Raw genomic sequence first — 26,404 nt, 5'->3', positions numbered from 1 at the left:
AAAAGCGGCTATTCATGACATGGCCGCATATCCGTTAAAATACTAAGTTAAGAATTCGAAGCGTGCATTATTGCTGAGCGTTGGCTCCGCCCACAATCTCGGAAATTTCCTGCGTAATGGCAGCCTGACGAGCACGGTTGTAAGTAAGGTTCAACTCATTGATCATCTTGCTTGCATTCTTCGTTGCAGCTCCCATTGCAGTCATCTTCGCACCCAGCTCACTTGCCTTCGCATTCAGCATCGCACTGAAAATCAATGTTTCCGCATATTTCGGAAGCAAAACCTCAAGCACGCCTTCAGGAGACGGTTCATACTCATAACCCGTCAGGTTCTCGGCGCTACCAATGTTCTCCATCGGCAGAAGCTTGGAGATCTCCTGGAGCTGAGTCAAGGCATTCACGAATTGGTTATAACACACGTATAACTCATCAATCTGACCCAGCTCATATTGATGAACCGCCGCGTTAGCGATGGTCTTAATATCTGCATAGGTCGGACTATCGGATAAATCGGTGAGCTCCTCAACAACCGGAAGTCCACGACGGCGGAAATAATCCCGACCTTTACGTCCGATCACAAACAGGCAATACTCGTCCTTGGACTGATGGCGTTCTGCGATAAAATTCGATACTTTTCGCAAAATGTTGGAGTTTGATGCACCAGCAAGACCGCGGTCTGAAGTGATCACCAGATAACCGGTTTTCTTCACTTCACGCTTCTCCAGCATCGGGTGGCTGATTCCCTTGGTTCCAGCAGCAATGCTGCCAACCACTTCTTTCAGCTTCTCGGAGTATGGAAGCGCGGAGGTTGCCTTCTCTTGAGCTCTTCTCAGCTTGGCGGCAGCAACCATTTCCATCGCCTTGGTGATCTGCCTCGTGTTCTGAACACTCTTGATCTGCCGCTTAATATCACGTAATCCTCTTGCCATGTTTTCACCACCTTAAAGCTTTGGCGAAGCCAAAGCTAACTTCGTAAGCAACCACCTAACTTTGGCGGAGCCAAAGTTACTTCGTAAGCATAAGCCTAGCTTTGGCGAAGCCAAAGCCAACTTCGTACGCGTAGACTAAGCTTTGGCTAGGACCAAAGCCGTACCTTTTGTAAAAACCACTTTGGTCACAGCCAAAGCTACATTCCATATGATGAAAGAGGATGCCGGGCTTACCCCGGCTCCCCTCCTATTACTTACCTGAGGAGCTTAAACCGAAGCGGCAAAGCCCTTCTTAAATTGATCGATTGCCGCTTTCAATGCGTTTTCGTTGTCGGACGTCAGATCCTTCGTATCCGTAATGGATTGAAGAATTTCCGGTTTATTGCTTTCAATAAACGCGAGGAACTCGCTCTCGAAACGACGCACGTCAGCAACCTCGATATCATCGATATATCCTTTAACGGCTGCGTACAAGCTAACCACTTGTTGTTCAACGGACAACGGCTGGTTTACACCCTGTTTCAGGATTTCCATCAATCTTGCACCACGGTTCAAACGAGCCAAGGTTGATTTGTCCAGATCGGATCCGAACTGGGAGAACGCCTGGAGCTCACGATATTGCGCAAGATCCAGCTTCATGCCGCCCGCAACCTTCTTCATCGCTTTAATCTGCGCGGAACCACCGACACGGGATACCGAAATACCGACGTTAATCGCTGGACGTTGACCGGAGTAGAACAACTCAGACTCCAGGAAGATCTGTCCATCCGTAATCGAAATTACGTTGGTTGGAATGTATGCAGAGACGTCAGAAGCCTGTGTTTCAATAAATGGCAGCGCGGTTAATGATCCACCACCAAGCTCATCGTTGAGCTTCGCTGCACGTTCCAGCAAACGGGAGTGCAGGTAGAATACGTCACCCGGATATGCTTCCCGACCCGGAGGACGACGGAGGAGCAAGGACAACTCACGGTATGCTGCCGCTTGTTTCGACAAGTCATCATAGATGATGAGTGCATGCTCGCCTTTGTACATGAAGTACTCACCCATTGCGCAGCCTGCGTATGGAGCGATGTACTGCAGTGGAGCCGGCTCAGAAGCCGAAGCCGTAACAACAATCGTATACTCCAGTGCGCCATGACGGCGAAGCGTTTCAACAACCTGTGCTACAGTGGATTGCTTTTGGCCAATGGCTACATAGATACATTTAACGCCGCTGCCCTTTTGGTTCAGGATCGTATCGATCGCAACGGTGGTTTTACCCGTTTGGCGGTCACCGATGATCAACTCGCGCTGTCCGCGGCCGATAGGTACCATCGCGTCAATCGCTTTAATACCTGTCTGCATAGGCTCATGAACGGATTTACGGTCGATAACGCCTGGTGCGCTGCTCTCAACCGGACGATAGGCTGTCGCTTCGATCGGGCCTTTTCCGTCAAGCGGTTGACCCAGCGGATTGACAACGCGTCCAAGCAGAGCTTCACCTACAGGAACCTCCATGATACGTCCTGTACGCTTAACCTGATCGCCTTCCTTGATTTCGGAGTAAGGTCCCAGGATAACGACACCGACATTGCTCTCCTCAAGGTTCAGCGCCAGACCGAACACGCCGTTCTGGAACTCCAAAAGTTCCCCGGACATCGCGTTCTCCAGGCCGTACACGCGAGCAATACCGTCACTTACTTGAATTACCGTACCTACTTCAGAGACAGTGATATCGGATTTATATTCTTCAATTTGACTTTTGATTAAAGTACTGATTTCTTCAGGTCTGATACTCAACGTTTTCACCCCTATCTACTATGCTCGTCTATTAAAAGACTTTTCAAGACGTTCCAGCTTCCCGGCAAGGCTTCCGTCATAAAGCTTGTCGCCAATGACGACTTTCAGGCCGCCGAGCAAACTCTCGTCCACAACATTGGTCACTCGGATCTTCTGATGGGCTAACTGCCCGAATTCCGAAGCTACCTGTTCTTTTTCCTGATCGCTAAGCGGGTAGGTGGAGTACACAGTGGCGTCCGCCAATCCTAAGCTCGCACCTTGTATCTTCACATAACTGTTCAGCAGTTCAGCGAACATTTCTGCACGCCCTCTGTCGAGAAGCAATTCGATCGTGTTCAATACAGGCTGCGATACCTTCCCTGCCAACGCCTGGCTGATTACGTTCATCTTCACGGACTGGGGAACATTCGGCGTGGAGATGAATTTCTGAATGTCGGCATCGCCTTCAATGGCATGCACAACAGCGCGCAATTCCTCTTCCACTTCCAGACCCTTCTGCTGCTGAGCCGCCACTTCGAACAGCGCCCGCGCATACCGCTTGGCTGCTACTGTATTTTGGCTCATGGTCTGCCTCCTACCTCTTTAAGGTATTGATCCACCAGTTCTTCTTGAGCTTTATCATTCTTTACTTCCCGTTCAATCAGCTTGGTAGCGATTTTCACGGATACACTGCCGATTTCGTTGCGAAGCTCTTCGACAGCTTTCTTCTTCTCATTCTCGATATCACGAACCGCCTCGGATTTCAGGCGAACCGCCTCTTCCTTAGCTTGTTCCATAATTTGCTCTGCTTGTTTGTTGCTAGTTTGTCTGGAACGCTCGATGATTTCGTGAGCATCTTGACGCGCTTGCTCCAGTGCCTTCTTCTGCTCTTCTACATAAGCAGTTGCCTGCTGACGGGTCTGTGCCGCTTCGTTCATCTGGCTCATCACCAGCTCACGACGCTGCTCCATGATGCCGAACAATTTGCTGAACGCAAACTTCTGAAGCAAAAAGTAAAGAATAAGAAACGCAAGAATAGTGATTACCATATTTTCCCATAGAATTGTCATTGAGGTCACTCCTTTCCATCAACACGAAGTGCGGTGCCTAACAAAACGAAGGCGCGGATGGCATCGGCCCTCCCCGCCAAACCGTTGTATTGTTATTAAGAGAACATAATCAAGAACGCGATAACAGTAGCCGCCAAAGGAATAACCTCTACGATACCAACACCGATAAACATCGTTGTTTGCAATTGACCACGTGCTTCTGGTTGACGAGCGATAGACTCAACTGTTCTGCTTACGATCATACCGTTACCCAAACCTGCGCCAAGGGCGCCCAGACCTACTGCAATAGCTGCTGCCAAAAATTCCATTGTTAAATATCCTCCTTAAATTGTTTCAAAATTGAAATTTGGTGAAACTATAGAAAATATCTCTTTCGAAAAACACCGCTGTTACGGCGGATTCGTCCGAGTTGATCAATGCTCTTCGTGAATCGTCGTTTGCGAGATGTATACCATTGTCAAAATCGTAAAGATAAACGCCTGCAATGCACCAATGAAGATACTGAAACCTTGCCATGCGGCCATAAATGGAATGCCCCAATAGCCGGTTTTCAGAATCACCGTGATCAGTACCTCACCGGCAAAAATGTTGGCATAAAGCCGGATTGCCAGAGCGATAGGTTTTGCCAGGTTCTCAATGATATTGAGCGGCAAGAAGATCGGGAACGGTTCGATGTAATGCTTCAGGTAATGCTTGCGATTCAGCTTCAAGCCCAGGTAGTTCATGAGCACGAACACAACGATCGCAAGACCGGCCGTAACGGAAATGTCCGCTGTTGGCGACTTCCACCACAATACGTGAGCATAGTGGCCATGTTCAAGTCCGAGCGTAACCAGGATTGGCTGGCCAAAGACTTCGAAGTTCTCCGGTAAGTCGGTGATAATTGAGAACGGCAGGCCCAGCAAGTTCGCTACAAAGATGAACAGGATCAGAGTAAGCCCCAATGATATGTAAGCTTTCCCTTTCTTCAGATCCATCGCACTCGCTACGACGCCTTGCACAAATTCCACTACCCATTCCATGAAGTTTTGCAGTTTGGAAGGGTTTTCGACAGATAGATTACGTACAGCCAGTCGACATAATACGAACACCACCACACAGGTGACAAGAAGCATTAATACCGCTGAAAGATCAATATTCAATCCGCCAAGTTTGATAATCGGTGAATCATGCATAAAATTGTTTTCACCCCTTTCCAAGTTAGCGCTGATCAATGATTGTTTCTCAAACTGAACACAATGCTGACAGGAATGGTCAACAATTGGGGTATGAACAGACCGGCGATTGCACCGCCGAAGGATACCTGCTCGAGTTTTACGGCGAAGATAGCAATCAGAAGCCCGATGCACAATCTCGTAATGAAGCCGAAGTTGTACTTTTTCGGTTCCGGATCGACAGCCAATTGCGCCAGCTGCTGCACTTTCATGGAGAGGAAGCGTACATTAAACAATCCCGCCGCCATGCCCATGATCAACCCCATAAAAACCGGGCGGAATTCCGGATAGAGAGCCCATCCGAGAAACAAGGCAGACAATAAGAGTAAGGATACTCTAAATACAGCGTTCACAATGGAAGTCAAATCATTCACGCCTGCGCCCCCAAAAACTTTTTAATGAGAAGAGCGATATTCAAAATCCCTACAAAGAGCCCCGAAAGCGTACCAATGGCAAGCCACACTCTGGGCCCGTCCAAATGATTCATGAGCCATCGCCCGGTAAAAAAACCGATGAGAATGTAAGCGGCTAGCAAACCGCCAGCCCCGCTAATGTATAGCGCTATCAACCAAGGGTTATCTTGACTTTTCGGATTTTTCATATGAACCTCTAATCCCAACTCATTTTACTGAATATAACAAGAGTTTGTCAATGAATCGATTTGATGGATTTACCGTGTAAAATCGGCGTTTTGAGCAGTCTAAATTGCGCAAAACGCCGCGGTAACCGTACAGTTCAACTGTATGCTGTCTCCTTGCCCATCAGAATACGGTAAACTATACCTTTGTGAACATTCTGTGAAATTCTTCAGGACGCTCTTTTCGGATGCCGAAATGGTGCAAAATCGCATTGACAATTCGCTGTGAGGCTTGTCCATCGCCATACGGATTAGCAGCTTTGCTCATCTTTTCGTAGAGCTCCTGATCGGTCAGCAGAACCTTAATGCGTTCATACACGTTCTCCTCCTGGGTGCCTACCAGCTCCAGGGTACCGGCCTCAATGCCCTCCGGACGTTCCGTCGTATCCCGAAGCACCAGCGTCGGCACACCGAACGACGGAGCTTCCTCTTGCATGCCGCCGGAATCCGTAATGATGAAATGCGTATGGGTGTAGATATTGTTCATGTCCACGACATCCAGCGGATCAATCAGCTTGATGCGCGGGTGATCTCCCAAAATGCGATGAGCCGGCTCTTTAACGGCAGGGCTCGGATGCACAGGATATACAATGGCGATATCCTCAAATTCATCGGCAATGCGCTTTACCGCTTCAAATATTTGACGATGCGGCTCCCCTTGGGATTCGCGGCGATGTGCCGTCATCAGGATCAAGCGTTTGCCCTGAGCCCAATCCAGAACCGGATGGGTATAACCTTCACGCACCGTGTACTGGAACACGTCCGTAGCCGTATTACCCGTTACATAAATGCGGGATTCCGGCTTGTTCTCCTTGCGGAGATTCTCGGCGGACCAGTTCGTCGGCGCAAAGTGAAGATCAGCAAGCACGCCGGTCAGCTGACGGTTCATCTCCTCCGGATAAGGATTCAGCTTGTTCCATGTCCGCAGACCCGCCTCTACATGGCCGACCTGAATCTGCTGCAGAAAGGCTGCATAGCTGGCCAGGAACGTTGTCAGCGTGTCGCCGTGCACCAATACGATATCCGGCTTGGCTTCACGCAGAACAGGCTCAAGACCCTCCAGAACGCGGACGGTGATCTCGTTGAGCGTCTGACGGTCCTTCATGACATCCAGGTCATAGTCCGGAACAATCTTGAATACATCCAGCACCTGATCCAGCATTTGCCGATGCTGCGCAGTAACACAAACGACCGATTCAATATGCTCGGGGTGACGTTGAAGCTCCAGAATAAGCGGCGCCATCTTGATCGCTTCGGGGCGGACCCCAAATATAGTCATCACTTTCACTTTTGACATGTTTGAAAATACCCCTCTTTGCTTGTTTTCAAATATTCAAGACGTACGAATGACTGGCTTGGCTCTATTTCGTGCCGTACAACCGATCCCCTGCATCACCAAGGCCCGGTACGATGTAACCATGGTCGTTAAGACCCTCATCGAGAGCAGCAACATAGATGTCCACGTCAGGATGGGCATCATGGACAGCCTTCACACCTTCCGGTGCAGCCACGAGGTTCATCATCTTGATCTGGGTACAGCCGCGTTTCTTCAGCACGTCGATCGCAGCGATGGCGGACCCGCCTGTCGCGAGCATCGGATCGATGACGATCAATTCCCGTTCCGTAACATCGGTTGGAAGCTTCGTATAATATTCAACAGGCTGAAGCGTTTCGGGGTCACGGAACAATCCGACATGCCCTACCTTTGCAGCAGGAAGCAGCTTAACAACTCCGTCCAGCATGCCTAGACCGGCGCGCAGGATCGGTACCAAGCCGAGCATGCGGCCGGAAATGACTTTTCCTTGGGTTTCAGCTACCGGCGTCTGCACGGATATCGATTCAAGAGGAACCTCCCGCGTAATTTCATAAGCCATCAAAGTCGCGACTTCGTCTACCAATTCGCGAAAGTCTTTTGTGTTAGTCCGCATATCGCGGATAAATGTAAGTTTGTGTTGAATCAACGGGTGATCACAAATCACCAATTTTCCCATGTCTGGTCCCTCCGGTTTGAGTACAAATGTTATTTCAATATGGGCGTAAATATTTGTGAGCTCCATAAATCCTGTCTATTATATCATTCCCTCTAGTCAATTGACACCTGCACGGGTCATGTTTTATTCCATGAGATTTTGACCTTATAATCGAACCGGATCTTCTTCTGCCCTGAACCTAGGTTTTCCATTCTCGCCTATATTGATGCTAACCGGGAAGCAACCTGACTGGGAAAATGAGAGCATAGCAATCTGGCCAGAATGTTTATAGCTCCTAAAAGGACCCCACCTGCATCAGGCGGGGTCCTCTTATCATAGGCTTCTTATGCAAAGGAAACTGTGATTAATATTTCATTTCAGCATAGAGAGGATATTGATCTGTAAGCTCAGCCACCAAACGGCCTGCTTTTTCAAGCGTTGCCTCGTCTTTCGGCTGCTTCAATGTCATGGCTATAATTTTCGCGATGGTCACCATCGCTTGCTCATCCATACCCCGGGAAGTAACCGCAGGGGTACCGATACGGATACCGCTCGTGACGAACGGGCTGGTCGGATCAAACGGGATGGCATTCTTGTTCACGGTAATGCCGATGGAGTCCAGAACTTTCTCAGCGTCTTTACCGGTGATGTCCAGATTACGGGTATCCACGAGCATCAGGTGGTTATCGGTTCCGCCGGATACGATGTTCAGACCTTCCTCGATCAGGGTATCAGCCAGCACTTTCGCGTTCTTTACGACGTTCTCTGCATACGTCTTGAAGGACGGATCCAATGCTTCGCCAAGCGCAACGGCTTTGGAAGCAATGACATGCATGAGCGGGCCGCCTTGGGAGCCGGGGAATACCGCTTTATCGATCGCTTGCGCCCAAGCTTTTTTGCACAAAATCATACCGCCGCGAGGTCCGCGAAGCGTCTTATGCGTCGTTGTCGTTACAAAATGGGCATGCGGAACCGGATTCGGATGAAGTCCTGCCGCAACGAGACCTGCAATATGGGCCATATCGACCATAAACAACGCACCAACGTCGTTCGCGATGGCAGCAAGCTTTTCAAAATCAATGATGCGAGGGTATGCACTTGCACCCGCCACGATCAGGCGAGGGCGATGCTTGAATGCCGCTTTGCGGACTTCGTCGTAATCGATAAGGAACGTGTCCTCTTGCACGCCGTAGGCAACGAAATTGTACAGAAGGCCGGAAGCGTTAACCGGGCTTCCGTGAGTCAAATGGCCGCCATGGGCCAGGTTCATGCCGAGCACGGTATCTCCAGGCTTCAGGGCTGCCAAATATACCGCCATGTTCGCTTGGGCACCGGAGTGCGGCTGAACGTTGGCATGCTCGGCTCCGAACAGTTCTTTGGCACGGTCACGGGCGATATCTTCCACGATATCCACACGCTCACAGCCACCGTAATAGCGTTTGCCAGGGTAGCCTTCCGCATATTTATTCGTCAGAACGGTCCCCATAGCTTCCATAACCGCTTCGCTGACAATATTCTCAGAGGCAATCAGTTCAATGTTGCTGCGTTGACGCTTCAGCTCCAAATCCATCGCTTCCAATACAGCCGGGTCACTCTTCCGCAAATGTTCCATCATGTTCATATCCTCCCATAATCAATCATTATTTTTTCTTGCAAATTCAAAACTACAAGTTGTCATCATTAAAAAAGCGAGTTCTCATTCGAATCAATCGCACAGCGTGGAATCATCCCCCTGCTCGAGCCGATACACCGCGCGTTCTCCGCCAATCAGCTTCGGGCGGGTATAAGCCGCGGTTACGCGCGCCTCTCCGATATAACGCTCGCTCGGCCTGAACGGAACCGCCACTCTCCGCAAATGCATGCCGATCAGCGTCTCGCCGATATCGACACCCGCATGGGCTTCAATCGATTCCGCAAGGCAAGGCTCCTTCATGCTGCGGTAAGCTGCGGAAGCCATCGACCCGCCCGCTCCCGGAATGGGAACAGCCGCTACTTCCGTCAAGCCCAGCCGCTCAAGCAGCTCGCGTTCCATGACAAGCGCACGGTTCAGATGCTCGCAGCATTGATAGGCCACAGCAAAACCGAATTCCGTTTGAACCTCGGCAATGCCCTGAAGGAGCTGCTGGGCCGTTTCTAAAGCGCCGCCTGTACCGATCCGTCGTCCGACCACTTCACTGGTACTGGCTCCGATGACCAGCACTTTACCAGGGCCTAAGACGGCCGCTTCGGCCAGTTCGCGGACAATACGCGCTGTCTGTTCGTTCAAGGAAACCTTGGAGATATCCGTCATGTCACAGTCCTCCCGATGATTTTTTCACAGAAGATGCTTCATTCCCCTATCACGATAGCCGCAGCTGCTTACGCGTTCACCTATCGCGATTCATTCTTCAGGTAACGCTCCTCGATGGCCTTGATCTTGTTCACGCGGCCGACATGGCGCTCGCCATGACTGAAATCCGTTGTCAGCCATGCGCTGACGATTTCGGCGGCAAGTCCGGGACCGACGACACGCTCACCCAGCGCAATCACGTTACTGTCGTTATGCTCGCGCGTCGCTTTGGCTGAGAACACATCATGGGTCAGCGCGCAGCGAATACCCGGCACCTTGTTGGCCGCAATGCTCATGCCGATGCCCGTGCCGCAGATTAGAATGCCGCGATCCGCTTCACCCGAGACGACCTTCTCGCACACCGGTAGGGCATAATCGGGATAATCCACGGAATCGGAACAGCCGCAGCCCAGATCCTCCACCTCGTGTCCAAGACCTCGAATGACTTCCACGATTTCCTCTTTCAGACGAATGCCGGCATGATCCGTACCCAATGCAATTTTCATCTATGAAAAACCCCCTCGTATGTTCGCTTTTGCGTTTTAGCTTGTTTCATTATAACCCAAACTCCACGCAAAAGACGAAAAAAGAGCAGTCGGCGCACGTATTGTGCTCCAAATGCTCTTTGCCCAGGCGACCGGCCGTATATTCCGATGCTCCATCGTGGTTTCATCCACTTCGTCGCCAGTTACACCGGATCTTTTGTTTTTCACCTTCATCTTAAAGCAATACCTTGTGAAAGGCAAGCGGCTTTTTTAGCCATTTGAGCACGGATGTACTCTTCGATTCCGTCTAAGCCGACCCTATTTATGCTGATCCGCTTCCAGCTTGTCCAAGAGACGAAACAACGCCGTCCGAATCTCTGCAGCCGTCGCTTCATATTCCTCCCGCGAGCCTCCAAAAGGATCGGAGATATCGAAGCTCGGGATACGCTGGCGCAGCTCAATCAGACGCTCCCGGTCACGGTCGCTGACATCGCGGCCCAGAGATCTGGCCAGCTCAAGCGCTGCATACAGACTATCCTGTTCCCGCAGATCATCCAGCACCCGGCGGTCATCCTCAACAAACTCTTTCAGAGTGTGCATCTTGTCTGCAGCATGCGGGAACTGCCTTATCGCATACTGCTTATGCGACTGGGTCAGCGTCAGAATCAGGTCTGCCCACTCCACCAGGTTCGCGGTCAATGGTTTGGACACCAAGCGTTCTTGGATATCCTGGTCTCGCAGTATGGATTCCGCATGATGGGACACCGGCATTCCATCCACGGCCGAGACACCGGCGGACTTCGTTTCCAGCGGGACGCCCCGTTGTTTGGCAAGCTTGCGCAGCATGCCTTCAGCCATCGGACTGCGGCAGGTATTTCCCGTGCAGACAAACAGTATATTTTTCACGGTCCCATTCCTCCCGTTCGTAGGTTCTTTGGGGTTATTGTAACAAATATAACGTCAAAAGATAAACATCATGCCAAAGATGACCAAAATCAGCCCGCCCAGCATTTCACCGTACTCCCCCAGCTTGTTGCTTACCTGACGGCCAAGCAGCAAGCCGAGAATGGACAGCAAACCGCCCACGATCCCGAAGGAAATCACGATCAACAATACATCATCCACAAACATCCCGAGCGAAACGCCTACCGAGAAGGAGTCGATGCTGACGCTAAGCGAAAACAGCAGCATACCTAAAAATGCGGTAGGATGGATTCGCTGTCCTTCTCCGCCCCGCAGGGCGTTATACATCATATGCCCGCCGAGCAGAAGCAGCAGCCCTCCGGCCGCAAGCCCTGTGACGTGACCCAGTAACATGCCGACATAGCGGCCGGCAAATAAACCCAGCAGCGGCATCAGCATGTGAAACAACGCGATCATGAAACTGATGCCCAGCATATGGCCTAAGCGCATACCGCCTCTCATTCCAACTCCGATTCCAAGCGAAAATGCGTCTAGCCCGAGTGCAACCGCCATCAGCAGAATCGCCGCAAGCTGTCCCGATTGGACAGACGCCTCCAGCATGCCCATTCCCCCAAGTCCCATGGTCTTGTACACCATATGCGGACAAGGGGTAAATGATGCCAAAAGCGTTCATGCGGCAGCTCAATTCACATCGATGATGTGGTGTCCCGCGGCCTTCAACAGCCGGTTCATGACGGCTGCTCCGAGGCCTTGCTCCGGGCACGCTTCGGCCAGAATGAAGGTCGCGCCTTCGTCATCGAACCGGCGCAGGCCGGCGTACAGACGGCGGGCCGCTTCCTCCGGCGCGGCCAGGCTGCCGAGCGAGACGGCAACGTCCGCGCGGTAGTGACCGATATGCTCGTCGAATGACAGCACGCCGGTCACCTCCCCGCGCCGGGCGGCCGCCTCAAGCTCGGCCGCGATGCGTGCCGACACGGCGTCGGCACGCGGGCCCTGCACCACGCACATCGCACCCTTCGGTGCGTAGTGCGTGTACTTCATGCCCGGCGAGCGCGGCGCCGGGCTCTCCGCATCCCCGGCGGCGCGATGCAGCGCCGGGTCCATGCGCACGCTTGCCGCAACGGCGGCAAGCTGCTCGGCCGTGACGCCGCCCGGGCGGAGCACCGTGACGGCGCCGTCTTCGCCGACTTGTACCACCGTCGACTCGACGCCCACCCCGGCAGGGCCGCCGTCGAGCACGCCGTCGATCGCCCCGGCCAAATCCTCCAAGACATGGCTGGCCAGCGTCGGGCTTGGCCGACCGGAACGGTTCGCGCTCGGCGCAGCCAGCGGACGCCCGGCGGCGCTGATCAAGGCCAGCGCCACGTTGTGATCCGGCATCCGCACGGCAACGGTGTCGAGCCCTGCCGTCACACGTGGGGATACTGCTCCCGGTTTAACGGGCAGTACCAGCGACAGCGGCCCAGGCCAGAACCTTGCCATCAGCGCCCGTTCCGTCTCATTCACATGACGGACCAAGCCGTCGAGCTGAGTCAGCTCCGAAATATGCACAATCAATGGATTGTCAGACGGCCGGCCTTTCGCGGCAAAGACGCGCTCAACGGCTACCGTATTGCCGGCGTCTGCGCCAAGCCCGTAGACCGTTTCCGTCGGAAAGGCCACCGTTCCGCCGAGCTCGAGCACCTGCCCCGCTTCCCGCAATGCCTGCTTCGCTTCCTTCTCCGAGCCCAAGCCCTCCCTGGAAAGCGAGTTCGAGACGTGCCACACTTGAGTTGATTTTGCAGCAGCATGGCGGAAGCCGTTCTCCCGCTGCTGGTTAGGTTCCATGCCGTTCTGTTCCATACCTATCCCAATCTTTCTGTATATGAAATATATAAACTTCAATGCGAGTTTTGCCTATGTCCCAAAATAAAAAGCGCTTTTCGTTCTTCAGTCCCGTGCCGGTCCCACTCAAACCAGTCGCGCCAAAGAGAAAGCACTCTTCTAGAGGTTGTTCAAAAAGTCCGCTTTTGATAAGAAAACCAATCGAGGTCAATTCAAGGACGAGCGACCGCGATTTAAAGGTAGGTTTTCTTGCGATACAGAATTTCATCAGCATAGCAAGATAACTTATAAATTCTATATCTAACACGAAGCGAATCAGGGAAGCAGCTCGGCATCGAATCTTGAATTCAGCCGGGCCTAAGCAGACGCTTTCGAAGTTATGTTTCCTGCGGAAACATTTCAGGTGCTCACGTACCCAAAACAGCAGATGCTTTCGAAGGCTTTTTCTGCGAAAAACGTACGCTCCGCTCCTCACTCCCTAGCTTCATCCAACTGAAGCGTTTTGAAAAAACGCACATCGGAAGCATAAGCTTCGGTGCTGAAAATCCGACTTTTTGAACTCGCACTTCTACTTTAAAGTTTATCATACCGGGTCAGGATTGAAAATCAGCTCGCTCATAATCCTAGAACAAGCTTACCACCCAGTTCCAAATGCCAAGGAACATATCCCACAAGAAGAAGCGGACCTCCGGTTCGCTATCGCCTGCATTCTTCGGTGCTTCCTCTTGGGAAGTTTCACCAGCCTCTGCAGAAACCGTTTGGATACCTGTGTCAACAGGCTGCGCCGCCGCATCCCCGCTGCCACCATCGATGAAACAAAGCGGCGGGAACAAGACGCACCACCAGTTCTGCCCTTGACCTTCCCCTAATGTGATCCGCAGCGCATCGTAATCGCCGGCCGGATACACCGTGCCCCCGTATAACTTCGTCGGGAACGGCACGACGCCAAGCTCTACGGTGTAACTGTACGTAATTCCTCTTTTCTTCAACTCTTCACCCACCAATTGGCGGATTTCCGGAAGATGCTGCCGGGTTAATTCTTTGGCGTCTTCCAGGCTTTGCGGGTTCTCCAGCTGCAGGACCCAGAGCTGCATTTGCTCAACAACCGAATCACGAATCTCTCGTTTGACCAGCTGATCGGACGGGCTATCGGAATTCGCCAGAATGCGAAGACGTATCGATTCCTGGGGGATCGGACCGCCAACAACGGAAGCGTCAATCTGCTGTCCTTCCCAAGCCATGATGACCATAAACATACACGATAAGAGCACAACCATTTTTTTCACGATAATACGGAGGGTTTCACTATAATTTTTCATCTCGGACAACCGCCTCTCTATGACGAAACTCTATGATGCTATCAGTATGTCCGCCGGAAAAAGATATAAACGTAGAATCTAGCAATTTGATATAAAAATCATAGATGGGTGGGTGCGGCACGAACCAAAAAAGATGCGATCCCCATTCGGAATCGCATCTTCGCCAAGCTCGATTATTTAGATTGTCTGTTTTTCATGCCCACATTTTTAAACTAGAGATGGAGCGGTTATTGAGCTTCCCGCAAGGAAAAGTTTAGGCCTGCTTAGAAGCCGCCGGGCGATATGCATGCGGATCCGGCATATCTTCCTCCACTTCCTGTCCATGCAGCTTCACGCTCATGGCTACCCCCAGACTGGCCATACTGATCACAAGGGAGGTTCCCCCGTAACTGATGAAGGGCAGCGTGATCCCGGTCAGCGGCATTAAGCCGATAAACATGCCGATATTCTCGAAGATCTGATATAAGAACATGGCCACGATCCCTATAATGAGAAACGGTCCCGCACGCTCCCGAGATTCCAAGGAAATCAGGATCAGCCGATGGATCAGGATGAAATATAACAGAAGCAGAACGGAAGATCCGATAAAACCGAATTCCTCGGCAATCTGCACAAATATGGAATCGGAGTACGCATAAGGAACTCTGCCCGACTGGATCGACGATCCTTGCATGTAACCCTCGCCGCTCATACCGCCCGAGGCGATGGCAAGCTTCGCATTCGTTGTATGGTAGCTTGCCTTGGCGGTCGCCTTCTCCGGATAGAGCCACGGATCAATCCGTTCCACCCAGTGCGGCTTCAAAATTTTCGATTCCAGCAGCTCATCATGATAATGAATATAGGCCTGTGCGCCGCCGAAGGCCACGCCTGCCACAAGCGCAAGCCCAATGAGCGCATGGGAGAACTTGACGTTCCCGATCCAGAGCAGCCCCAGCAAAATCACGACATAACTGAGCGCGTTACCCAAATCATTCTGGGCCATGACGAGCACAAAAGGCACAAATGCCAAAAGTCCAATCGGAACAACGTCCTTCCAAAAGGACAGCAGCGGTTTGTTTTTGCGCACCAATACAAAGGAAAGAAAAATAATCAGGATCAGCTTGAACAATTCGGCAGGCTGTATACTTAAACTGCCAATGTAAATCCAGCCTTGGGCGCCGTTGATATCCTTACCGATAAACATAACGAGGACCAACACGGCCAAACCGCCCAAGTAAATATATTTAGCATATTTAATCAACAACCGGTAATCCAGCAGGCTTATTCCAAAAAAAGCAATGAAGCCGACAATGTAAAAAGCAATCATGCGGAGATGAGAGCCCTCGAATTTGGTGTCAACGGTTGTGCTGTATATCGACGTAATGCTGATACCCATCATCAAAACCAGTACGAAAACAATAACGTAATCCATCTTCTTAAATTTCTGAAGCATGCTTTATGGTCCCCCTGTGCCCGGAGCTATTAGCCCCCCGGTTTGCCTATACAGGCATATAACGATTATTCGGAAAGAAAGTTTGACAAACGCTTATCGTTGATACAGATGATATCCGTTAAAAACGTCTAACGGCAGCATTACAATGGAGCGTTTCAAGGAGTATGCCTACTGGCCCCTAATGAATTATTCTAAAAGATTTCCTTCTCTAATACAATTCATGGGCCCTCCTGTAGATACCAACAAAAAATACAAAAGAGATGCTGCTTTCGATAGCATCTCTTTTGATTCTAAATCCGATAAATCGAATTAAGCCTGTTTAGGTGGTGCGGAACGGTACGTTTGAGGATTAGGCATATCTTCCTCCACTTCTTGTCCATGCAGCCTTACACTCATGACGACCCCGAGACACGCCATGTTAATGATGAGCGAGGTCCCGCCATAACTGACGAAGGGGAGCGTAATCCCTGTCAAAGGCATCAATCCAATAAACATGCCGATATTCTCAAAGATTTGATACAGCAGCATGGCAACAATACCGATGATTAGAAACGGCCCCGCTTTGTCCCGGCTTTCCAATGAAATCAAGATCATCCTGTGAATGAGGATGAAATATAACAACAACAGAACGGAAGAACCGATAAAGCCGTATTCCTCTGCAATTTGCACAAAAATCGAATCCGAATACGTATAAGGTACACGTGAGGATTGTACGGAGCTTCCCTGTAAGTACCCTTCTCCGCTCATACCGCCTGAAGCGATGGCCAGCTTCGCGTTGTTTGTATGGTAACTCGCTTTCGCCGTTGCTTTCTCCGGTATTAGCCATGGGTCAATCCGTTCCATCCAGTGGCCGCGGCTCTCCATGATTTTTGATTCTTTAATCTCATCATGGTAGTGAATATAGGCCTGTGCTCCACCAAAAGCAATACCTGCTACAAGCAGCAGCCCGATAAGAGCGTGCGAAAACTTCACATTACCGATCCATAACAACCCAAGTAATATGACAATATAACTTAGTCCATTACCCAAGTCATTCTGAACCATGACAACGGCAAACGGGATAAACGTCAAGAGCCCAATCGGTACGATGTCCCGCCAAAAAGACAACTTCGCTTTATTCTTACGAATAAGAATATAGGTAATAAATATAATCAGCACTAGCTTAAACAATTCCGCCGGTTGAAAATCCACGATACCGAGATTAATCCAGCCCGTGGCATTATTTTTGGTCTGGCCGATGAAGGACGGAAGCAAAAGGGTTAATAACCCGCCGATGTATATGTGCAGTGCGTATTTATTCCATAACCGATAATCAATCAAACTGAGCCCGAAAAAGGCTGCAAATCCGAGGATATAAAAGATCGCCATCTTGATATGGTGTTTTTCGAATCCAGTGGTGTCGAGCGTGGCACTATATATCGATGTAATACTGACAACCATCAGCATCAACAGTACAAAAACGATAACAAAATCAATCTTCTTGAATTTCTGAAGCATGCTTTGGTCCCCCTGTGCCCGGAGCTGTACACACTGATTTGCCAATTGAGGTAATGTAGCGATCTGAACAACAGCAATAATGTAATCGGCTCAGCCCATCATCTATTTTAAAAGAAATCCACCCAGAACACAATTAACGGGATATTCCCAAGACATGCCTGTCAATCCCCGCCAAATCCGGCACCGTGACGATTTCCTCCCAGTGCCCTGCGCTCCGCAGAAGCTCCGCCACATCCTCGGCCTGACCCATACCCAGCTCAAAAGCGATCAGCCGTGGCGGGGCTGTCAGCAAGGGCAGCTGCGCCATCATGATCCGGTACGGATTCAATCCGTCCGGCCCGCCGTCCAGTGCCGTTCGCGGCTCATAATCGCGGACTTCCGGCTGCAGCCCCTCAATATCCTCCGCCGGAATGTACGGCGGGTTGGAGACGAGGATGTCCGGGGCCATGCCCGCGAATGGCTCCAGCAGGTTCCCCTGCCGGAACTCGACATCGGCGTTCAGCTGCTTCGCATTCCGCGCGGCAACTTCCAGCGCATCAGGCGAAATATCGCTCGCATGCAAATCCCATCCTTTTGACTGCAATGCCAACGTGATGGCAATGGCCCCGCTGCCGGTGCCAATATCAATGGCCTGTAGCCTATCGTTTGATCGCGGAGTGAGTTCCTGCCCATGCTTCAGCACCGCTTCCACCAGCAGCTCCGTTTCCGGACGCGGAATGAGAACCGCCGGCGTAACTTCAAACGGCCGGCCGTAAAATTCCTGTTCGCCGATAATATACTGCGCAGGAACGCCTCGGGCTTTGCGATTGATCGCTTCTTCCAGGGCGTGGCGGCGGTCCGCCGGAAACGGCTCCGCGAGCGCCATATAGTATGAGGTTCCCGACAATCCCAGCACATGCTCCAGCAGCAGCTGCGCATTCCGCTGCGGTTCCATTACCCGCATGCCGTCTAAAAAAGAAGAAGCCTCTACAAAGGCTTCTCTTATGCTGCGCTGCGGCGTTAATTCGAATATCGTCCGCTTCAAAGCGTTATACTCCTTTTTCCATCATTTCAGCCTGCTCCGCAAGGGTCAGCGCCGAAACGATCTCTTCAATCTCCCCGTTCATCACTTGATCCAGCTTGTGAACGGTAAGTCCGATCCGGTGATCGGTTACACGGCTTTGCGGGAAGTTGTACGTACGGATCCGCTCACTGCGGTCACCTGTACCTACCTTGCTCTTCCGCTCCCCGGCATACTTCGCTTCTTCCTCTTGGCGCATCATATCAAAGATACGAGCACGAAGCACCTGCAGCGCCTTATCTTTATTGGAGTTCTGCGATTTGCCGTCTTGACACGTAGCCACGATCCCCGTCGGGATATGCGTTACGCGTACCGCCGATTTGGTGGTGTTAACGGACTGACCGCCTGCACCACTGGAGCAGAAGGTATCCACGCGGATGTCCTTGTCATGGATTTCGATATCCACTTCTTCCGCCTCCGGCATGACCGCCACGGTGGAGGTGGAGGTATGGATACGACCGCCGGATTCCGTAGCCGGAATACGCTGCACACGGTGCGCGCCGCTCTCAAATTTCATTTTACTGTAAGCGCCGCGGCCATTGATCATGAAGATCACTTCCTTGAAGCCGCCCAGATCGTTCGTGTTGACATCCATCAGTTCAACCTTCCAGCCCTGGGTATCCGCATAACGGGTATACATCCGGTACAGGTCGGAAGCAAACAGTGCCGCCTCGTCGCCGCCGGCTGCGCCGCGAATCTCGATGATGACGTTCTTATCATCATTCGGGTCCTTCGGCAGCAGCAAGATCCGAATCTTCTCCGCCAACTCGCGCTCGCGCTGGGTAAGCTCCTCGATCTCCATTTTCACCATTTCGCGCATGTCGTCGTCCAACTTTTCGCCCTGCATGGTTTTGGCAGCTTCGAGTTCTTCAATAACATTTTTATATTCAACATAAGCCTCATAAGCAGGCTGTAAATCGGATTGTTCTTTGGAATAATCCCTGAGCTTCTTGGAATCATTAGCGACATCAGGATCGCACAGCAGCTCACTTAACTTCTCGTAACGATCCGCAAGGGATTGTAATCGGTCCAACAAAGGAATTCACCTCTCTAAGATATATTCCTGAAGATATGTCTTTTTGCACTCCATTTCGCATCAACAATGAAGTGTAAACGACTTTTTATTTTACCATGAAACGACGTATTTGACTAGCAGGCAGTTGACCGGACGATAAAGGTTCTCCCCTTCAAAAAAACCACGGTCCCATGCACAAAGTGACATGGAGCCATGGCCTTTGAATCGTTCAATTGCTACACATTGAAACGGAAGTGCATAACATCGCCGTCATTCACAACGTACTCTTTGCCTTCCAGACGAAGCTGTCCGCGTTCCTTCGCGCCGTTCATCGATCCGGCCGCAACCAGGTCATCGTAAGCTACGACCTCCGCACGGATGAAGCCCCGTTCGAAGTCGGTGTGGATCACGCCTGCCGCTTGCGGAGCCTTCGTTCCTTTGCGGATCGTCCAGGCACGTACTTCCTGCACGCCTGCCGTAAAGTAGGTGTACAATCCCAGAAGACTGTAAGCCGCCTTAATGAGACGGTTCAAACCGGATTCTTCCAGCCCCAGCTCCTCAAGGAACATCGCCTTGTCCTCGCCCTCAAGCTCGGCAATCTCAGCTTCAACCTTCGCGCTGATCGGAACCACGATCGCGTTCTCCGCAGCCGCGAAATCACGAACCTGCTGCACGTAAGGATTGCTGTCGGCTTCCGCAACGCCATCCTCGCTCAGGTTAGCCGCGTATAACACCGGCTTCAATGTCAGCAGGTGCAAATCACGAACAATCAGCTTCTCATCATCGCTCAGCTCCACGCTGCGCGCCGGTTGATCGTTGTAAAGAGCTTCCTTCAGGCGCTCCAGCAGTTCTACCTCCTGAGCATACTGCTTGTTGCCGCCCTTCATGTTCTTCTTCGCGCGGTCGATCCGCTTCTCCACGCTGTCGAGATCCGCAAGGATCAGCTCCAGATTAATCGTCTGGATGTCGCTGACCGGGTTCACTTTACCGTCAACGTGGGTAATGTTCTCGTCTTCAAAGCAGCGAACAACATGAACGATGGCATCCACTTCACGAATATGGGCAAGAAACTTGTTCCCGAGACCTTCCCCTTTGCTTGCCCCGCGAACCAAGCCCGCGATGTCCACGAATTCAAAAGCGGTCGGTACCGTTTTGTTCGGCTGAACCAGCTCGGTCAGTTTGTCGAGGCGCTCATCCGGCACTTCCACGACGCCGACGTTAGGATCAATCGTACAGAACGGATAGTTGGCCGATTCGGCGCCCGCTTGCGTGATCGCATTAAACAATGTTGATTTGCCGACGTTTGGCAAACCGACGATTCCTGCTTTTAAAGCCATTTATGTGACAACTCCTTATCAGGTTTACTTCTTTATGGGTAAGTATTACACAGCTTCGGTTCTTATCGTCGAAGCTACTAATCGCCTGTTAAACAATCTTATTAATTATAGCAGATACCCGATAGACTTCAACACGAATATACTGCCATCACTTTAATGTGGATCCCGCCAATCACCCCGGCCATTTAAACACGAATCAGCCGTTTGGTTGACTTCAGCGCATCGATATTCGCCGCCCCGATTCCGAACATCGCCGTCCGCAGCTCCAACTCCACCTGGGCGAGCCGCTGATCCAGCGCTTCCACCGAATCGACCGCCGATCCCAGGAGTCCACGCCCGAAGCCGGCCAAATCGGCGCCAAGCGAGAGCGCTTTGGCCGCATCGACGCCGCTCTGCAGCCCGCCGCTGCCGATAAGCGCACAGGTTGGCGCAGCTTCGCGCACCTCCACGATGCATTCCGCGGTAGGATTGCCCCACCCGGCGAAAGCTTCAGCCGCAGCGCGGCGAACCGGATCCGGGCTGCGGAATTTTTCAACCTGGCTCCATGAGGTACCGCCCGCACCAGCCACGTCGATGAAGGCCGCCCCGACATTCAGCAGGTTCCGCGCCGTTTCACCATCGATTCCCCAGCCGACTTCTTTAATGCCAACCGGTACCGAAAGCGTACGGCACAGATCCTCAATTCGCCCAAGCAAACGGCCAAAACGGGTATTCCCTTCCGGCTGAAACACCTCTTGAAGTCCGTTTAGATGAAGAACCAGCATGTCCGCGCCCGCGATATCCACCGCCCGCTGACAATCGTTAAGGCCAAAGCCATAGTTCAGCTGCACCGCTCCAAGGTTGGCGATAACCGGCACGCTCGGCGCACTCTCCCGGACACGGAAAGTAGGAGCAAGCTCTTCCTTCTCCACCGCGGCGCGCACGGAGCCTACCCCAAGGGCCCAGCCGCGCCGCTGCGCGGCTTCGGCCAGACGTCTATTGATCTCTCCGGTGGCCTTGCTTCCGCCAGTCATGGAGCTAATCAGAAAGGGTGTTCGTACGGAAAAATCAAGAAATGTAGTGTCCAGCTTAATATCGTCAAAATCGATTTCCGGCAGTGCGGAGTGACGGAAGCGGTAACGTTCAAAACCTGTGGTTACTCCCACGGAGCCTACTTCCTCATTCAAACATAAACGTACATGCTCTATTTTCCGTTCGCCCGTGGACACTTCCGGCATCAGCCTGCCCTCGGGTCTTTCCAATCCTCTGCCTGAAATGGTTTCAGCAGGTTTACCCGCAGTCTCTTTATGTTCTGAATTCATCCCGTGCCTCCTTATCCACTTCGCTCATCTTTTAAATTAACCATATATAAGCATATCATTGGCATCACAGGTTGTCCCGGCTGCATGGATATGCACATCATCCTTAAGCAAAAATATAAACGACTCGATCTTCACCCATTCTACCGCATGTTTTGAAAAAACAAACCCGAATATCATTCTACCCCGGCTTCCTAGGATCAACTCAGGCTCCAAATCTCACACTTTCTGAATTGCAGAAACGAAGAGTGCGTCAGAGCAGGACTTTCATGTTAATTAACGGTATATGACAGCGATAGGAGGATGGGCTATATTGGGTTTCCACCATTTCATTCATCACCGCAATTCAGAGGATCTACATACAACCGATGCAGGCGATCCAGGCACGCAGCTCGTACCAGGGAAACCGAATATCAAAAGCTCCCGAACGCGAACAACGATTTTCATCTGCCTTGTCCTTCTTATACTCTGGCTCATCGGCGTAATGGTCTATCAGACTCATAAGCCGCTACCGAAGGGAATCTCCTATGAAAGCCCGCTTTACCAGAGCGACGTTAAAATGTGGACCGACCTGACCTATCCCGGACCGGACGGTCAACCGGTACATGATCGTGAAATCGGACCACGCATCGGTCAAATTATCGATGAATCCCGAAAGTTCCTGGTTATCGATATGTTTCTGTTCAACGGCTACACCCATAAAGGTCAGGAATTCCCCGAAGTCAGCGAAGAGCTTGCCCATCGCCTTGTTGCCCATAAGAAGAAAAATCCCGACATGGATATCTTCTTTATTTCCGATGAAGTGAATACTGGGTATGGCTCCTATTCGCTGCCGGAATTCGAGGCCATGAAGGCTGCCGGCATTCATGTGATCATCACCGATGTCGACCGGCTGCGGGACTCCACGCCCGCCTATTCCGCCGTATGGCGTACGTTCGTCCAGTGGTTCGGCCAATCGGGCCAGGGGACACTCCCCAATCTGATGGCAAGCGAAGCACCTGATATTACGGTCCGCTCCTATCTGAAGCTGCTGAACGTGAAGGCCAATCACCGTAAAGTCGTCATCAGCGAGAACACCGCTCTGGTCACTTCGGCCAACATCCATGACGCCAGTGCGTTCCACTCCAACATCGCCTTCGAAACGAGCGGGGACATCATCGGGGATATGCTTGCAGCCGAGCAAGCCGCCGTTAACCTTACAAGCCCCATCAAACTGCCGGAGTATGAGCCGAGCTCTAAGCCACCCGTGCAACCTTCTGATCAAGCAAACGATGTCGATGTTCGTTATTTGACGGAAGGGAAAATCTATAAATATGTTCTGGAGGCCATTGGGCAATCACAGCCCGGGGACACGCTCTGGATGGGGATGTTCTATCTGGCTGACAGCAACGTCATGGACCAGCTTCTAAAAGCCTCGGACCGCGGCGTTGATATACGCCTCATTCTGGATCCGAACCAAAACGCCTTCGGCCGGGATAAGATCGGCATCCCCAACCGTCCGGCTGCCGCTGAGCTCATCAAGAAATCCAAGGGGAACATCTCCATTCGCTGGTACAACACCGGTACAGAGCAGTATCATACCAAGCTCATGTACATTGCCAAACCGACAGGCAAGTCCGTGATTACCGGCGGGTCAACCAATTTCACAAAGCGGAATCTGGCCGATCTCAATTTGGAAAACAACCTGTGGATAGCCGCACCTAACGATCATCCGCTCACCCAGGACCTGGACCGTTACTTTCATCGGATATGGTTCAACGAAGGCGCAGCCTTTAGTCTCGAAGCCGAGGCTTATCAGGGAAAAACGACATGGATGAAGGACATCCTGTTTAAACTGCAAAAATGGCTGGGTTTCACTACCTTTTAAAATTCTTTCAATATTATGTATGTGCGCGCATAAAGTGCCGCTATGTACCGCCAGTTACCCACCTCCACCGCTTACAGCAGAGGTGACATCAGCCGGGCAGCCGACTCCAGCAGCCGGGTCATGATTCTTTTTTTACGGGTATGATTGCGGTCGTACAGGATGGCGGATTCGAGGTCCTGCTCGAAATCGGATACCAGTCTGCCTACGCTTTCCGTATGAACGAGTAAAGCATTAACCTCAAAATTAAGGTGGAAGCTCCGCATGTCCATGTTAGCTGTGCCAATGGTTGCGACCTCCCCGTCAACGATCAGCAGCTTCGAGTGCATAAACCCTTTTTCATATTCATATACCCTTACCCCGGCATCCAGCAGAGCCGGAAAATAGGAGTGGGAAGCCAGGAAGGGCAGCCATTTGTCCGGTTTCGACGGAAACAGAATCCGCACATCAAGACCGGACAAGGCGGCAACCCTGAGCGCGGTGAATATGTCTTCATCCGGTATAAAATACGGCGTAGCCAGCCATACCGACTTGCGAGCCGACACAATCATGGAGAAGAAGATGTTTTTCAGGGCTCTTCGCTCATTGTCCGGTCCGCTTGCGATAATCTGGACGGCACCGGCACGGTTCTCCAGCAAATCCGGTGAATAATAGATCGGCTCACTTGGCTGCTCCCCCGTCATGTACTGCCAATCCTGCAAAAAGACGACCTGGAGCGTTCGGACAGCCTCTCCGCGAACAAGCATATGGGTATCGCGCCAGAAACCGAATGCCTTACTGCGGCTTAAATACTCATCCCCCACATTCAATCCGCCCACGAATCCGACACTGCCGTCAATAACAACGATTTTGCGGTGATTACGGTAATTCACGCGGCTCGTGAAGAATATCGTCTTGGGACTGCCAAATACGGCAACCTGTATGCCCGCATCCCTCATCTCCTGCAGAAAGGTAGGCGGCAGCTGCAAGCTGCCAACGGCGTCCACCATGAACCGCACGGCAACCCCTTTTCTCGCCTTCCGTATCAAAATTTCCTGGATCTGCGTTCCGATGGCATCCGGCCGGTAAATGTAATATTCCATATGGATATGATGCGTTGCCTGTTCCAGCTCCGCGATCAAGGCCTCGAAGGTCTCTTCCCCATCGGTCAGCACCCGCGTTTCGCTTGAGAAGGAAATCGGCGTACGCGCCAGCCGGGCAGACAGCTGAAGGAGCTGCTGCACTTCCGGCTTGAAGCAGGAGACGTCCGGAGTGCTTTTGCGAAGGACCTCGCTGGTGTATACCAGGCCGTCCTTCCGTGCTTTTTTGTCGTACTTTCTCCGTTTAAAATAATTCTGTCCAAACAAAAAATAAAAGACAAGCCCGACGATCGGGACGAGTGCCAGCAGCAGAATCCAGGCCATGGTGCTGCTGGGATGACGATTCTCCATAAAAATCATGAATCCGATGGATACTACGGTTAAGGTGGAGAATATCCCGATAATGGTCCCGGTCGTCTTCCCGAAATAATCCATGCCAAAATAATAAAACGCGAACAAAAGCGCGGTGATCAGTACAGCCTCAATTCCCTTTCTCATGTCCGTTTACCCCTTGTTTATTCATCGTTTTTCGTCTCTTTTGTATGTACGATGCCGATCACCCATATTCTACATGATCTCCCCCAGGAACTAAAGACTGTTCTCTATGAGACGACAAGGCTCGATGCTCAAAAATAATATATTGACAACGCTAAAACTATTTGCTAAAAATTAAACTAACGATCGTTAGTTAGGAGGATGATTATGAGTGCCGCCAACATTAAACAATCCGCCCTTGCCCACTTCGCCAAGAACGGTTACGAAGGGGCATCGCTGAAACATATCGCTGATGATTGCGGGATTAAGAAGCCCTCGATTTATGCTCATTTTTCAAGCAAACAGGATTTATTCCTGCAGGTGCTTCAGGACGTATTCCAGCGTCAAGAGGACTTGATGGTGGCGTATTTCCTCGACCATGCGGATTGGCCGCTGGAGCAGCAGTTGCACGGATTTCTAGAAAGCCGTCTGCAAGCTTATCGCCTGGATGATGAAGTCCGGTTCTTCTTGCGGATGGCCTTCTTCCCGCCAAGCGCGTTGTATGACGAAGTGATGGGGATGGTGTATCCATTGCTTGACCAGCAGGAAGAGAACCTGTCCAAACTGCTTGCCGCAGGTTGCCCGGTGCACGGACGCATCATCCGTTATCCGCGGAATGCCGCAATTGCCTATATGACCTTGCTGGATGGAATCCATCTGGAGACCGTGTACGGCGGAGAAGAACGGGCCATGAGACGGCTCGTGGCCGCTTGGCCCGTGTATTGGTTAGGAGTAACGAAACAAAGGTATACCCACAAGAGTTAATGTCTCCTGTTCTACGCATGATAAAGAGGCTTAAGGAGAATAGGAATTGGTAGCCGTAAGGG

26 protein-coding genes and 1 riboswitch are annotated in these 26,404 nt (G+C 51.5%); of the genes, 2 read left to right on the top strand and 24 right to left on the bottom strand.

Annotated elements, in window-relative coordinates; genetic code table 11:
• Nucleotides 1-67 precede the first annotated feature (67 nt).
• From atpG to fni, 23 genes are all read right to left on the bottom strand, one after another.
• Nucleotides 68-928 (bottom strand): ATP synthase F1 subunit gamma, encoded by an 861-nt coding sequence (atpG, locus tag ACETK5_RS29790; RefSeq protein WP_100540956.1) that lies wholly within the window; start codon nucleotides 926-928, stop codon nucleotides 68-70.
• Between the two features lie 267 nt (nucleotides 929-1,195).
• Complete coding sequence (atpA, locus tag ACETK5_RS29785; RefSeq protein WP_394059497.1) at nucleotides 1,196-2,710, bottom strand: F0F1 ATP synthase subunit alpha; 1,515 nt, start codon at nucleotides 2,708-2,710, stop codon at nucleotides 1,196-1,198.
• An 18-nt stretch (nucleotides 2,711-2,728) separates the two neighbouring features.
• On the bottom strand, nucleotides 2,729-3,274 hold the full coding sequence (locus tag ACETK5_RS29780; RefSeq protein ID WP_100540958.1) for a F0F1 ATP synthase subunit delta: 546 nt from the start codon (nucleotides 3,272-3,274) through the stop codon (nucleotides 2,729-2,731).
• Nucleotides 3,271-3,759 carry a F0F1 ATP synthase subunit B gene (atpF, locus tag ACETK5_RS29775; protein ID WP_100540959.1) on the bottom strand — a complete coding sequence of 163 codons (489 nt, stop codon included), beginning with the start codon at nucleotides 3,757-3,759 and terminating at the stop codon, nucleotides 3,271-3,273. Before atpF ends, ACETK5_RS29780 begins: the two co-directional genes overlap by 4 nt.
• Nucleotides 3,760-3,854: 95 nt before the next feature.
• Nucleotides 3,855-4,067 carry a F0F1 ATP synthase subunit C gene (atpE, locus tag ACETK5_RS29770; protein WP_007128780.1) on the bottom strand — a complete coding sequence of 71 codons (213 nt, stop codon included), beginning with the start codon at nucleotides 4,065-4,067 and terminating at the stop codon, nucleotides 3,855-3,857.
• A 105-nt stretch (nucleotides 4,068-4,172) separates the two neighbouring features.
• Entirely contained in the window at nucleotides 4,173-4,934 is a 762-nt protein-coding gene (gene atpB, locus ACETK5_RS29765) for a F0F1 ATP synthase subunit A (RefSeq protein ID WP_394059495.1), read from the bottom strand.
• Nucleotides 4,935-4,969: 35 nt separating this feature from the next.
• The gene (locus ACETK5_RS29760; protein ID WP_100540961.1) at nucleotides 4,970-5,347 is read right to left on the bottom strand and encodes an ATP synthase subunit I; all 378 of its coding nucleotides are present in this window, start codon (nucleotides 5,345-5,347) and stop codon (nucleotides 4,970-4,972) included.
• The gene (locus tag ACETK5_RS29755) at nucleotides 5,344-5,574 is read right to left on the bottom strand and encodes an AtpZ/AtpI family protein (RefSeq protein WP_076323976.1); all 231 of its coding nucleotides are present in this window, start codon (nucleotides 5,572-5,574) and stop codon (nucleotides 5,344-5,346) included. The genes ACETK5_RS29760 and ACETK5_RS29755 overlap by 4 nt, the downstream gene beginning before the upstream one ends.
• A 175-nt stretch (nucleotides 5,575-5,749) precedes the next feature.
• A complete protein-coding gene (gene wecB / locus ACETK5_RS29750; RefSeq protein WP_100540962.1) occupies nucleotides 5,750-6,907 on the bottom strand; it encodes a non-hydrolyzing UDP-N-acetylglucosamine 2-epimerase in 1,158 nt (385 codons plus the stop codon).
• A gap of 64 nt (nucleotides 6,908-6,971) precedes the next feature.
• Nucleotides 6,972-7,601 carry a uracil phosphoribosyltransferase gene (gene upp / locus ACETK5_RS29745; RefSeq protein ID WP_006213103.1) on the bottom strand — a complete coding sequence of 210 codons (630 nt, stop codon included), beginning with the start codon at nucleotides 7,599-7,601 and terminating at the stop codon, nucleotides 6,972-6,974.
• Nucleotides 7,602-7,944: 343 nt separating this feature from the next.
• On the bottom strand, nucleotides 7,945-9,195 hold the full coding sequence (locus ACETK5_RS29740) for a serine hydroxymethyltransferase (protein ID WP_071218864.1): 1,251 nt from the start codon (nucleotides 9,193-9,195) through the stop codon (nucleotides 7,945-7,947).
• Nucleotides 9,196-9,285: 90 nt separating this feature from the next.
• The gene (locus ACETK5_RS29735) at nucleotides 9,286-9,870 is read right to left on the bottom strand and encodes a TIGR01440 family protein (protein WP_394059492.1); all 585 of its coding nucleotides are present in this window, start codon (nucleotides 9,868-9,870) and stop codon (nucleotides 9,286-9,288) included.
• Between the two features lie 80 nt (nucleotides 9,871-9,950).
• The gene (rpiB, locus tag ACETK5_RS29730) at nucleotides 9,951-10,415 is read right to left on the bottom strand and encodes a ribose 5-phosphate isomerase B (RefSeq protein ID WP_071218862.1); all 465 of its coding nucleotides are present in this window, start codon (nucleotides 10,413-10,415) and stop codon (nucleotides 9,951-9,953) included.
• A 114-nt stretch (nucleotides 10,416-10,529) separates the two neighbouring features.
• Nucleotides 10,530-10,611: riboswitch (ZMP/ZTP riboswitch) on the bottom strand.
• A gap of 101 nt (nucleotides 10,612-10,712) precedes the next feature.
• The gene (locus tag ACETK5_RS29725; protein WP_100540964.1) at nucleotides 10,713-11,300 is read right to left on the bottom strand and encodes a low molecular weight protein arginine phosphatase; all 588 of its coding nucleotides are present in this window, start codon (nucleotides 11,298-11,300) and stop codon (nucleotides 10,713-10,715) included.
• Nucleotides 11,301-11,354: 54 nt separating this feature from the next.
• Nucleotides 11,355-11,918 carry a manganese efflux pump MntP gene (locus ACETK5_RS29720; protein ID WP_100540965.1) on the bottom strand — a complete coding sequence of 188 codons (564 nt, stop codon included), beginning with the start codon at nucleotides 11,916-11,918 and terminating at the stop codon, nucleotides 11,355-11,357.
• Between the two features lie 81 nt (nucleotides 11,919-11,999).
• Entirely contained in the window at nucleotides 12,000-13,160 is a 1,161-nt protein-coding gene (locus ACETK5_RS29715; RefSeq protein WP_394059490.1) for an L-threonylcarbamoyladenylate synthase, read from the bottom strand.
• Nucleotides 13,161-13,765: 605 nt separating this feature from the next.
• Nucleotides 13,766-14,461 (bottom strand): stage II sporulation protein R, encoded by a 696-nt coding sequence (gene spoIIR / locus ACETK5_RS29710; RefSeq protein ID WP_326110960.1) that lies wholly within the window; start codon nucleotides 14,459-14,461, stop codon nucleotides 13,766-13,768.
• A 253-nt stretch (nucleotides 14,462-14,714) separates the two neighbouring features.
• Nucleotides 14,715-15,893, bottom strand: coding sequence for an FtsW/RodA/SpoVE family cell cycle protein (locus ACETK5_RS29705; protein ID WP_100540968.1), 1,179 nt, complete (start codon nucleotides 15,891-15,893; stop codon nucleotides 14,715-14,717).
• A gap of 309 nt (nucleotides 15,894-16,202) precedes the next feature.
• Nucleotides 16,203-17,390: an FtsW/RodA/SpoVE family cell cycle protein gene (locus tag ACETK5_RS29700; RefSeq protein ID WP_394059487.1), complete on the bottom strand. Its 1,188-nt coding sequence runs from the start codon at nucleotides 17,388-17,390 to the stop codon at nucleotides 16,203-16,205.
• Nucleotides 17,391-17,523: 133 nt separating this feature from the next.
• Nucleotides 17,524-18,414, bottom strand: a complete 891-nt coding sequence (prmC, locus tag ACETK5_RS29695) for a peptide chain release factor N(5)-glutamine methyltransferase (RefSeq protein ID WP_326110964.1) — start codon at nucleotides 18,412-18,414, stop codon at nucleotides 17,524-17,526.
• 4 nt (nucleotides 18,415-18,418) lie between these two features.
• A complete protein-coding gene (prfA, locus tag ACETK5_RS29690) occupies nucleotides 18,419-19,486 on the bottom strand; it encodes a peptide chain release factor 1 (protein ID WP_326110966.1) in 1,068 nt (355 codons plus the stop codon).
• Between the two features lie 215 nt (nucleotides 19,487-19,701).
• Nucleotides 19,702-20,802: a redox-regulated ATPase YchF gene (gene ychF, locus ACETK5_RS29685; RefSeq protein ID WP_015737759.1), complete on the bottom strand. Its 1,101-nt coding sequence runs from the start codon at nucleotides 20,800-20,802 to the stop codon at nucleotides 19,702-19,704.
• Between the two features lie 185 nt (nucleotides 20,803-20,987).
• A complete protein-coding gene (gene fni / locus ACETK5_RS29680; protein WP_100540972.1) occupies nucleotides 20,988-22,103 on the bottom strand; it encodes a type 2 isopentenyl-diphosphate Delta-isomerase in 1,116 nt (371 codons plus the stop codon).
• Between the two features lie 310 nt (nucleotides 22,104-22,413).
• Here fni and ACETK5_RS29675 point away from each other — a divergent pair, with 310 nt between their 5' ends.
• On the top strand, nucleotides 22,414-23,967 hold the full coding sequence (locus tag ACETK5_RS29675; RefSeq protein ID WP_394059483.1) for a phospholipase D family protein: 1,554 nt from the start codon (nucleotides 22,414-22,416) through the stop codon (nucleotides 23,965-23,967).
• A gap of 71 nt (nucleotides 23,968-24,038) precedes the next feature.
• Here ACETK5_RS29675 and cls read toward each other — a convergent pair whose 3' ends face one another.
• On the bottom strand, nucleotides 24,039-25,541 hold the full coding sequence (gene cls / locus ACETK5_RS29670; RefSeq protein ID WP_100540974.1) for a cardiolipin synthase: 1,503 nt from the start codon (nucleotides 25,539-25,541) through the stop codon (nucleotides 24,039-24,041).
• A gap of 204 nt (nucleotides 25,542-25,745) precedes the next feature.
• Between cls and ACETK5_RS29665 the strand changes: the two genes are divergently transcribed.
• A complete protein-coding gene (locus ACETK5_RS29665; RefSeq protein ID WP_100540975.1) occupies nucleotides 25,746-26,342 on the top strand; it encodes a TetR/AcrR family transcriptional regulator in 597 nt (198 codons plus the stop codon).
• Nucleotides 26,343-26,404: the final 62 nt, after the last annotated feature.

It is taken from the genome of Paenibacillus ilasis (assembly GCF_043195395.1).
GTDB classification, from domain to species: domain Bacteria; phylum Bacillota; class Bacilli; order Paenibacillales; family Paenibacillaceae; genus Paenibacillus_AQ; species Paenibacillus_AQ lautus.
Note: the sequence above shows the minus strand (reverse complement) of the source record. Positions and strands in the feature narration are given on the sequence as shown.

Excerpts from the sequence above, each read along its gene's own strand:
- atpG (WP_100540956.1), bottom strand. The coding sequence starts at position 928 with ATGGCAAGAGGATTACGTGATATTAAGCGGCAGATCAAGAGTGTTCAG.
- ACETK5_RS29780 (WP_100540958.1), bottom strand. The coding sequence starts at position 3,274 with ATGAGCCAAAATACAGTAGCAGCCAAGCGGTATGCGCGGGCGCTGTTC.
- atpF (WP_100540959.1), bottom strand. The coding sequence starts at position 3,759 with ATGACAATTCTATGGGAAAATATGGTAATCACTATTCTTGCGTTTCTT.
- atpE (WP_007128780.1), bottom strand. The coding sequence starts at position 4,067 with ATGGAATTTTTGGCAGCAGCTATTGCAGTAGGTCTGGGCGCCCTTGGC.
- atpB (WP_394059495.1), bottom strand. The coding sequence starts at position 4,934 with ATGCATGATTCACCGATTATCAAACTTGGCGGATTGAATATTGATCTT.
- ACETK5_RS29755 (WP_076323976.1), bottom strand. The coding sequence starts at position 5,574 with ATGAAAAATCCGAAAAGTCAAGATAACCCTTGGTTGATAGCGCTATAC.
- wecB (WP_100540962.1), bottom strand. The coding sequence starts at position 6,907 with ATGTCAAAAGTGAAAGTGATGACTATATTTGGGGTCCGCCCCGAAGCG.
- upp (WP_006213103.1), bottom strand. The coding sequence starts at position 7,601 with ATGGGAAAATTGGTGATTTGTGATCACCCGTTGATTCAACACAAACTT.
- ACETK5_RS29740 (WP_071218864.1), bottom strand. The coding sequence starts at position 9,195 with ATGATGGAACATTTGCGGAAGAGTGACCCGGCTGTATTGGAAGCGATG.
- ACETK5_RS29735 (WP_394059492.1), bottom strand. The coding sequence starts at position 9,870 with ATGACGGATATCTCCAAGGTTTCCTTGAACGAACAGACAGCGCGTATT.
- rpiB (WP_071218862.1), bottom strand. The coding sequence starts at position 10,415 with ATGAAAATTGCATTGGGTACGGATCATGCCGGCATTCGTCTGAAAGAG.
- ACETK5_RS29720 (WP_100540965.1), bottom strand. The coding sequence starts at position 11,918 with ATGCTGGAGGCGTCTGTCCAATCGGGACAGCTTGCGGCGATTCTGCTG.
- ACETK5_RS29715 (WP_394059490.1), bottom strand. The coding sequence starts at position 13,160 with ATGGAACAGAACGGCATGGAACCTAACCAGCAGCGGGAGAACGGCTTC.
- spoIIR (WP_326110960.1), bottom strand. The coding sequence starts at position 14,461 with ATGAAAAATTATAGTGAAACCCTCCGTATTATCGTGAAAAAAATGGTT.
- ACETK5_RS29705 (WP_100540968.1), bottom strand. The coding sequence starts at position 15,893 with ATGCTTCAGAAATTTAAGAAGATGGATTACGTTATTGTTTTCGTACTG.
- ACETK5_RS29700 (WP_394059487.1), bottom strand. The coding sequence starts at position 17,390 with ATGCTTCAGAAATTCAAGAAGATTGATTTTGTTATCGTTTTTGTACTG.
- ychF (WP_015737759.1), bottom strand. The coding sequence starts at position 20,802 with ATGGCTTTAAAAGCAGGAATCGTCGGTTTGCCAAACGTCGGCAAATCA.
- fni (WP_100540972.1), bottom strand. The coding sequence starts at position 22,103 with ATGAATTCAGAACATAAAGAGACTGCGGGTAAACCTGCTGAAACCATT.
- cls (WP_100540974.1), bottom strand. The coding sequence starts at position 25,541 with ATGAGAAAGGGAATTGAGGCTGTACTGATCACCGCGCTTTTGTTCGCG.
- ACETK5_RS29665 (WP_100540975.1), top strand. The coding sequence starts at position 25,746 with ATGAGTGCCGCCAACATTAAACAATCCGCCCTTGCCCACTTCGCCAAG.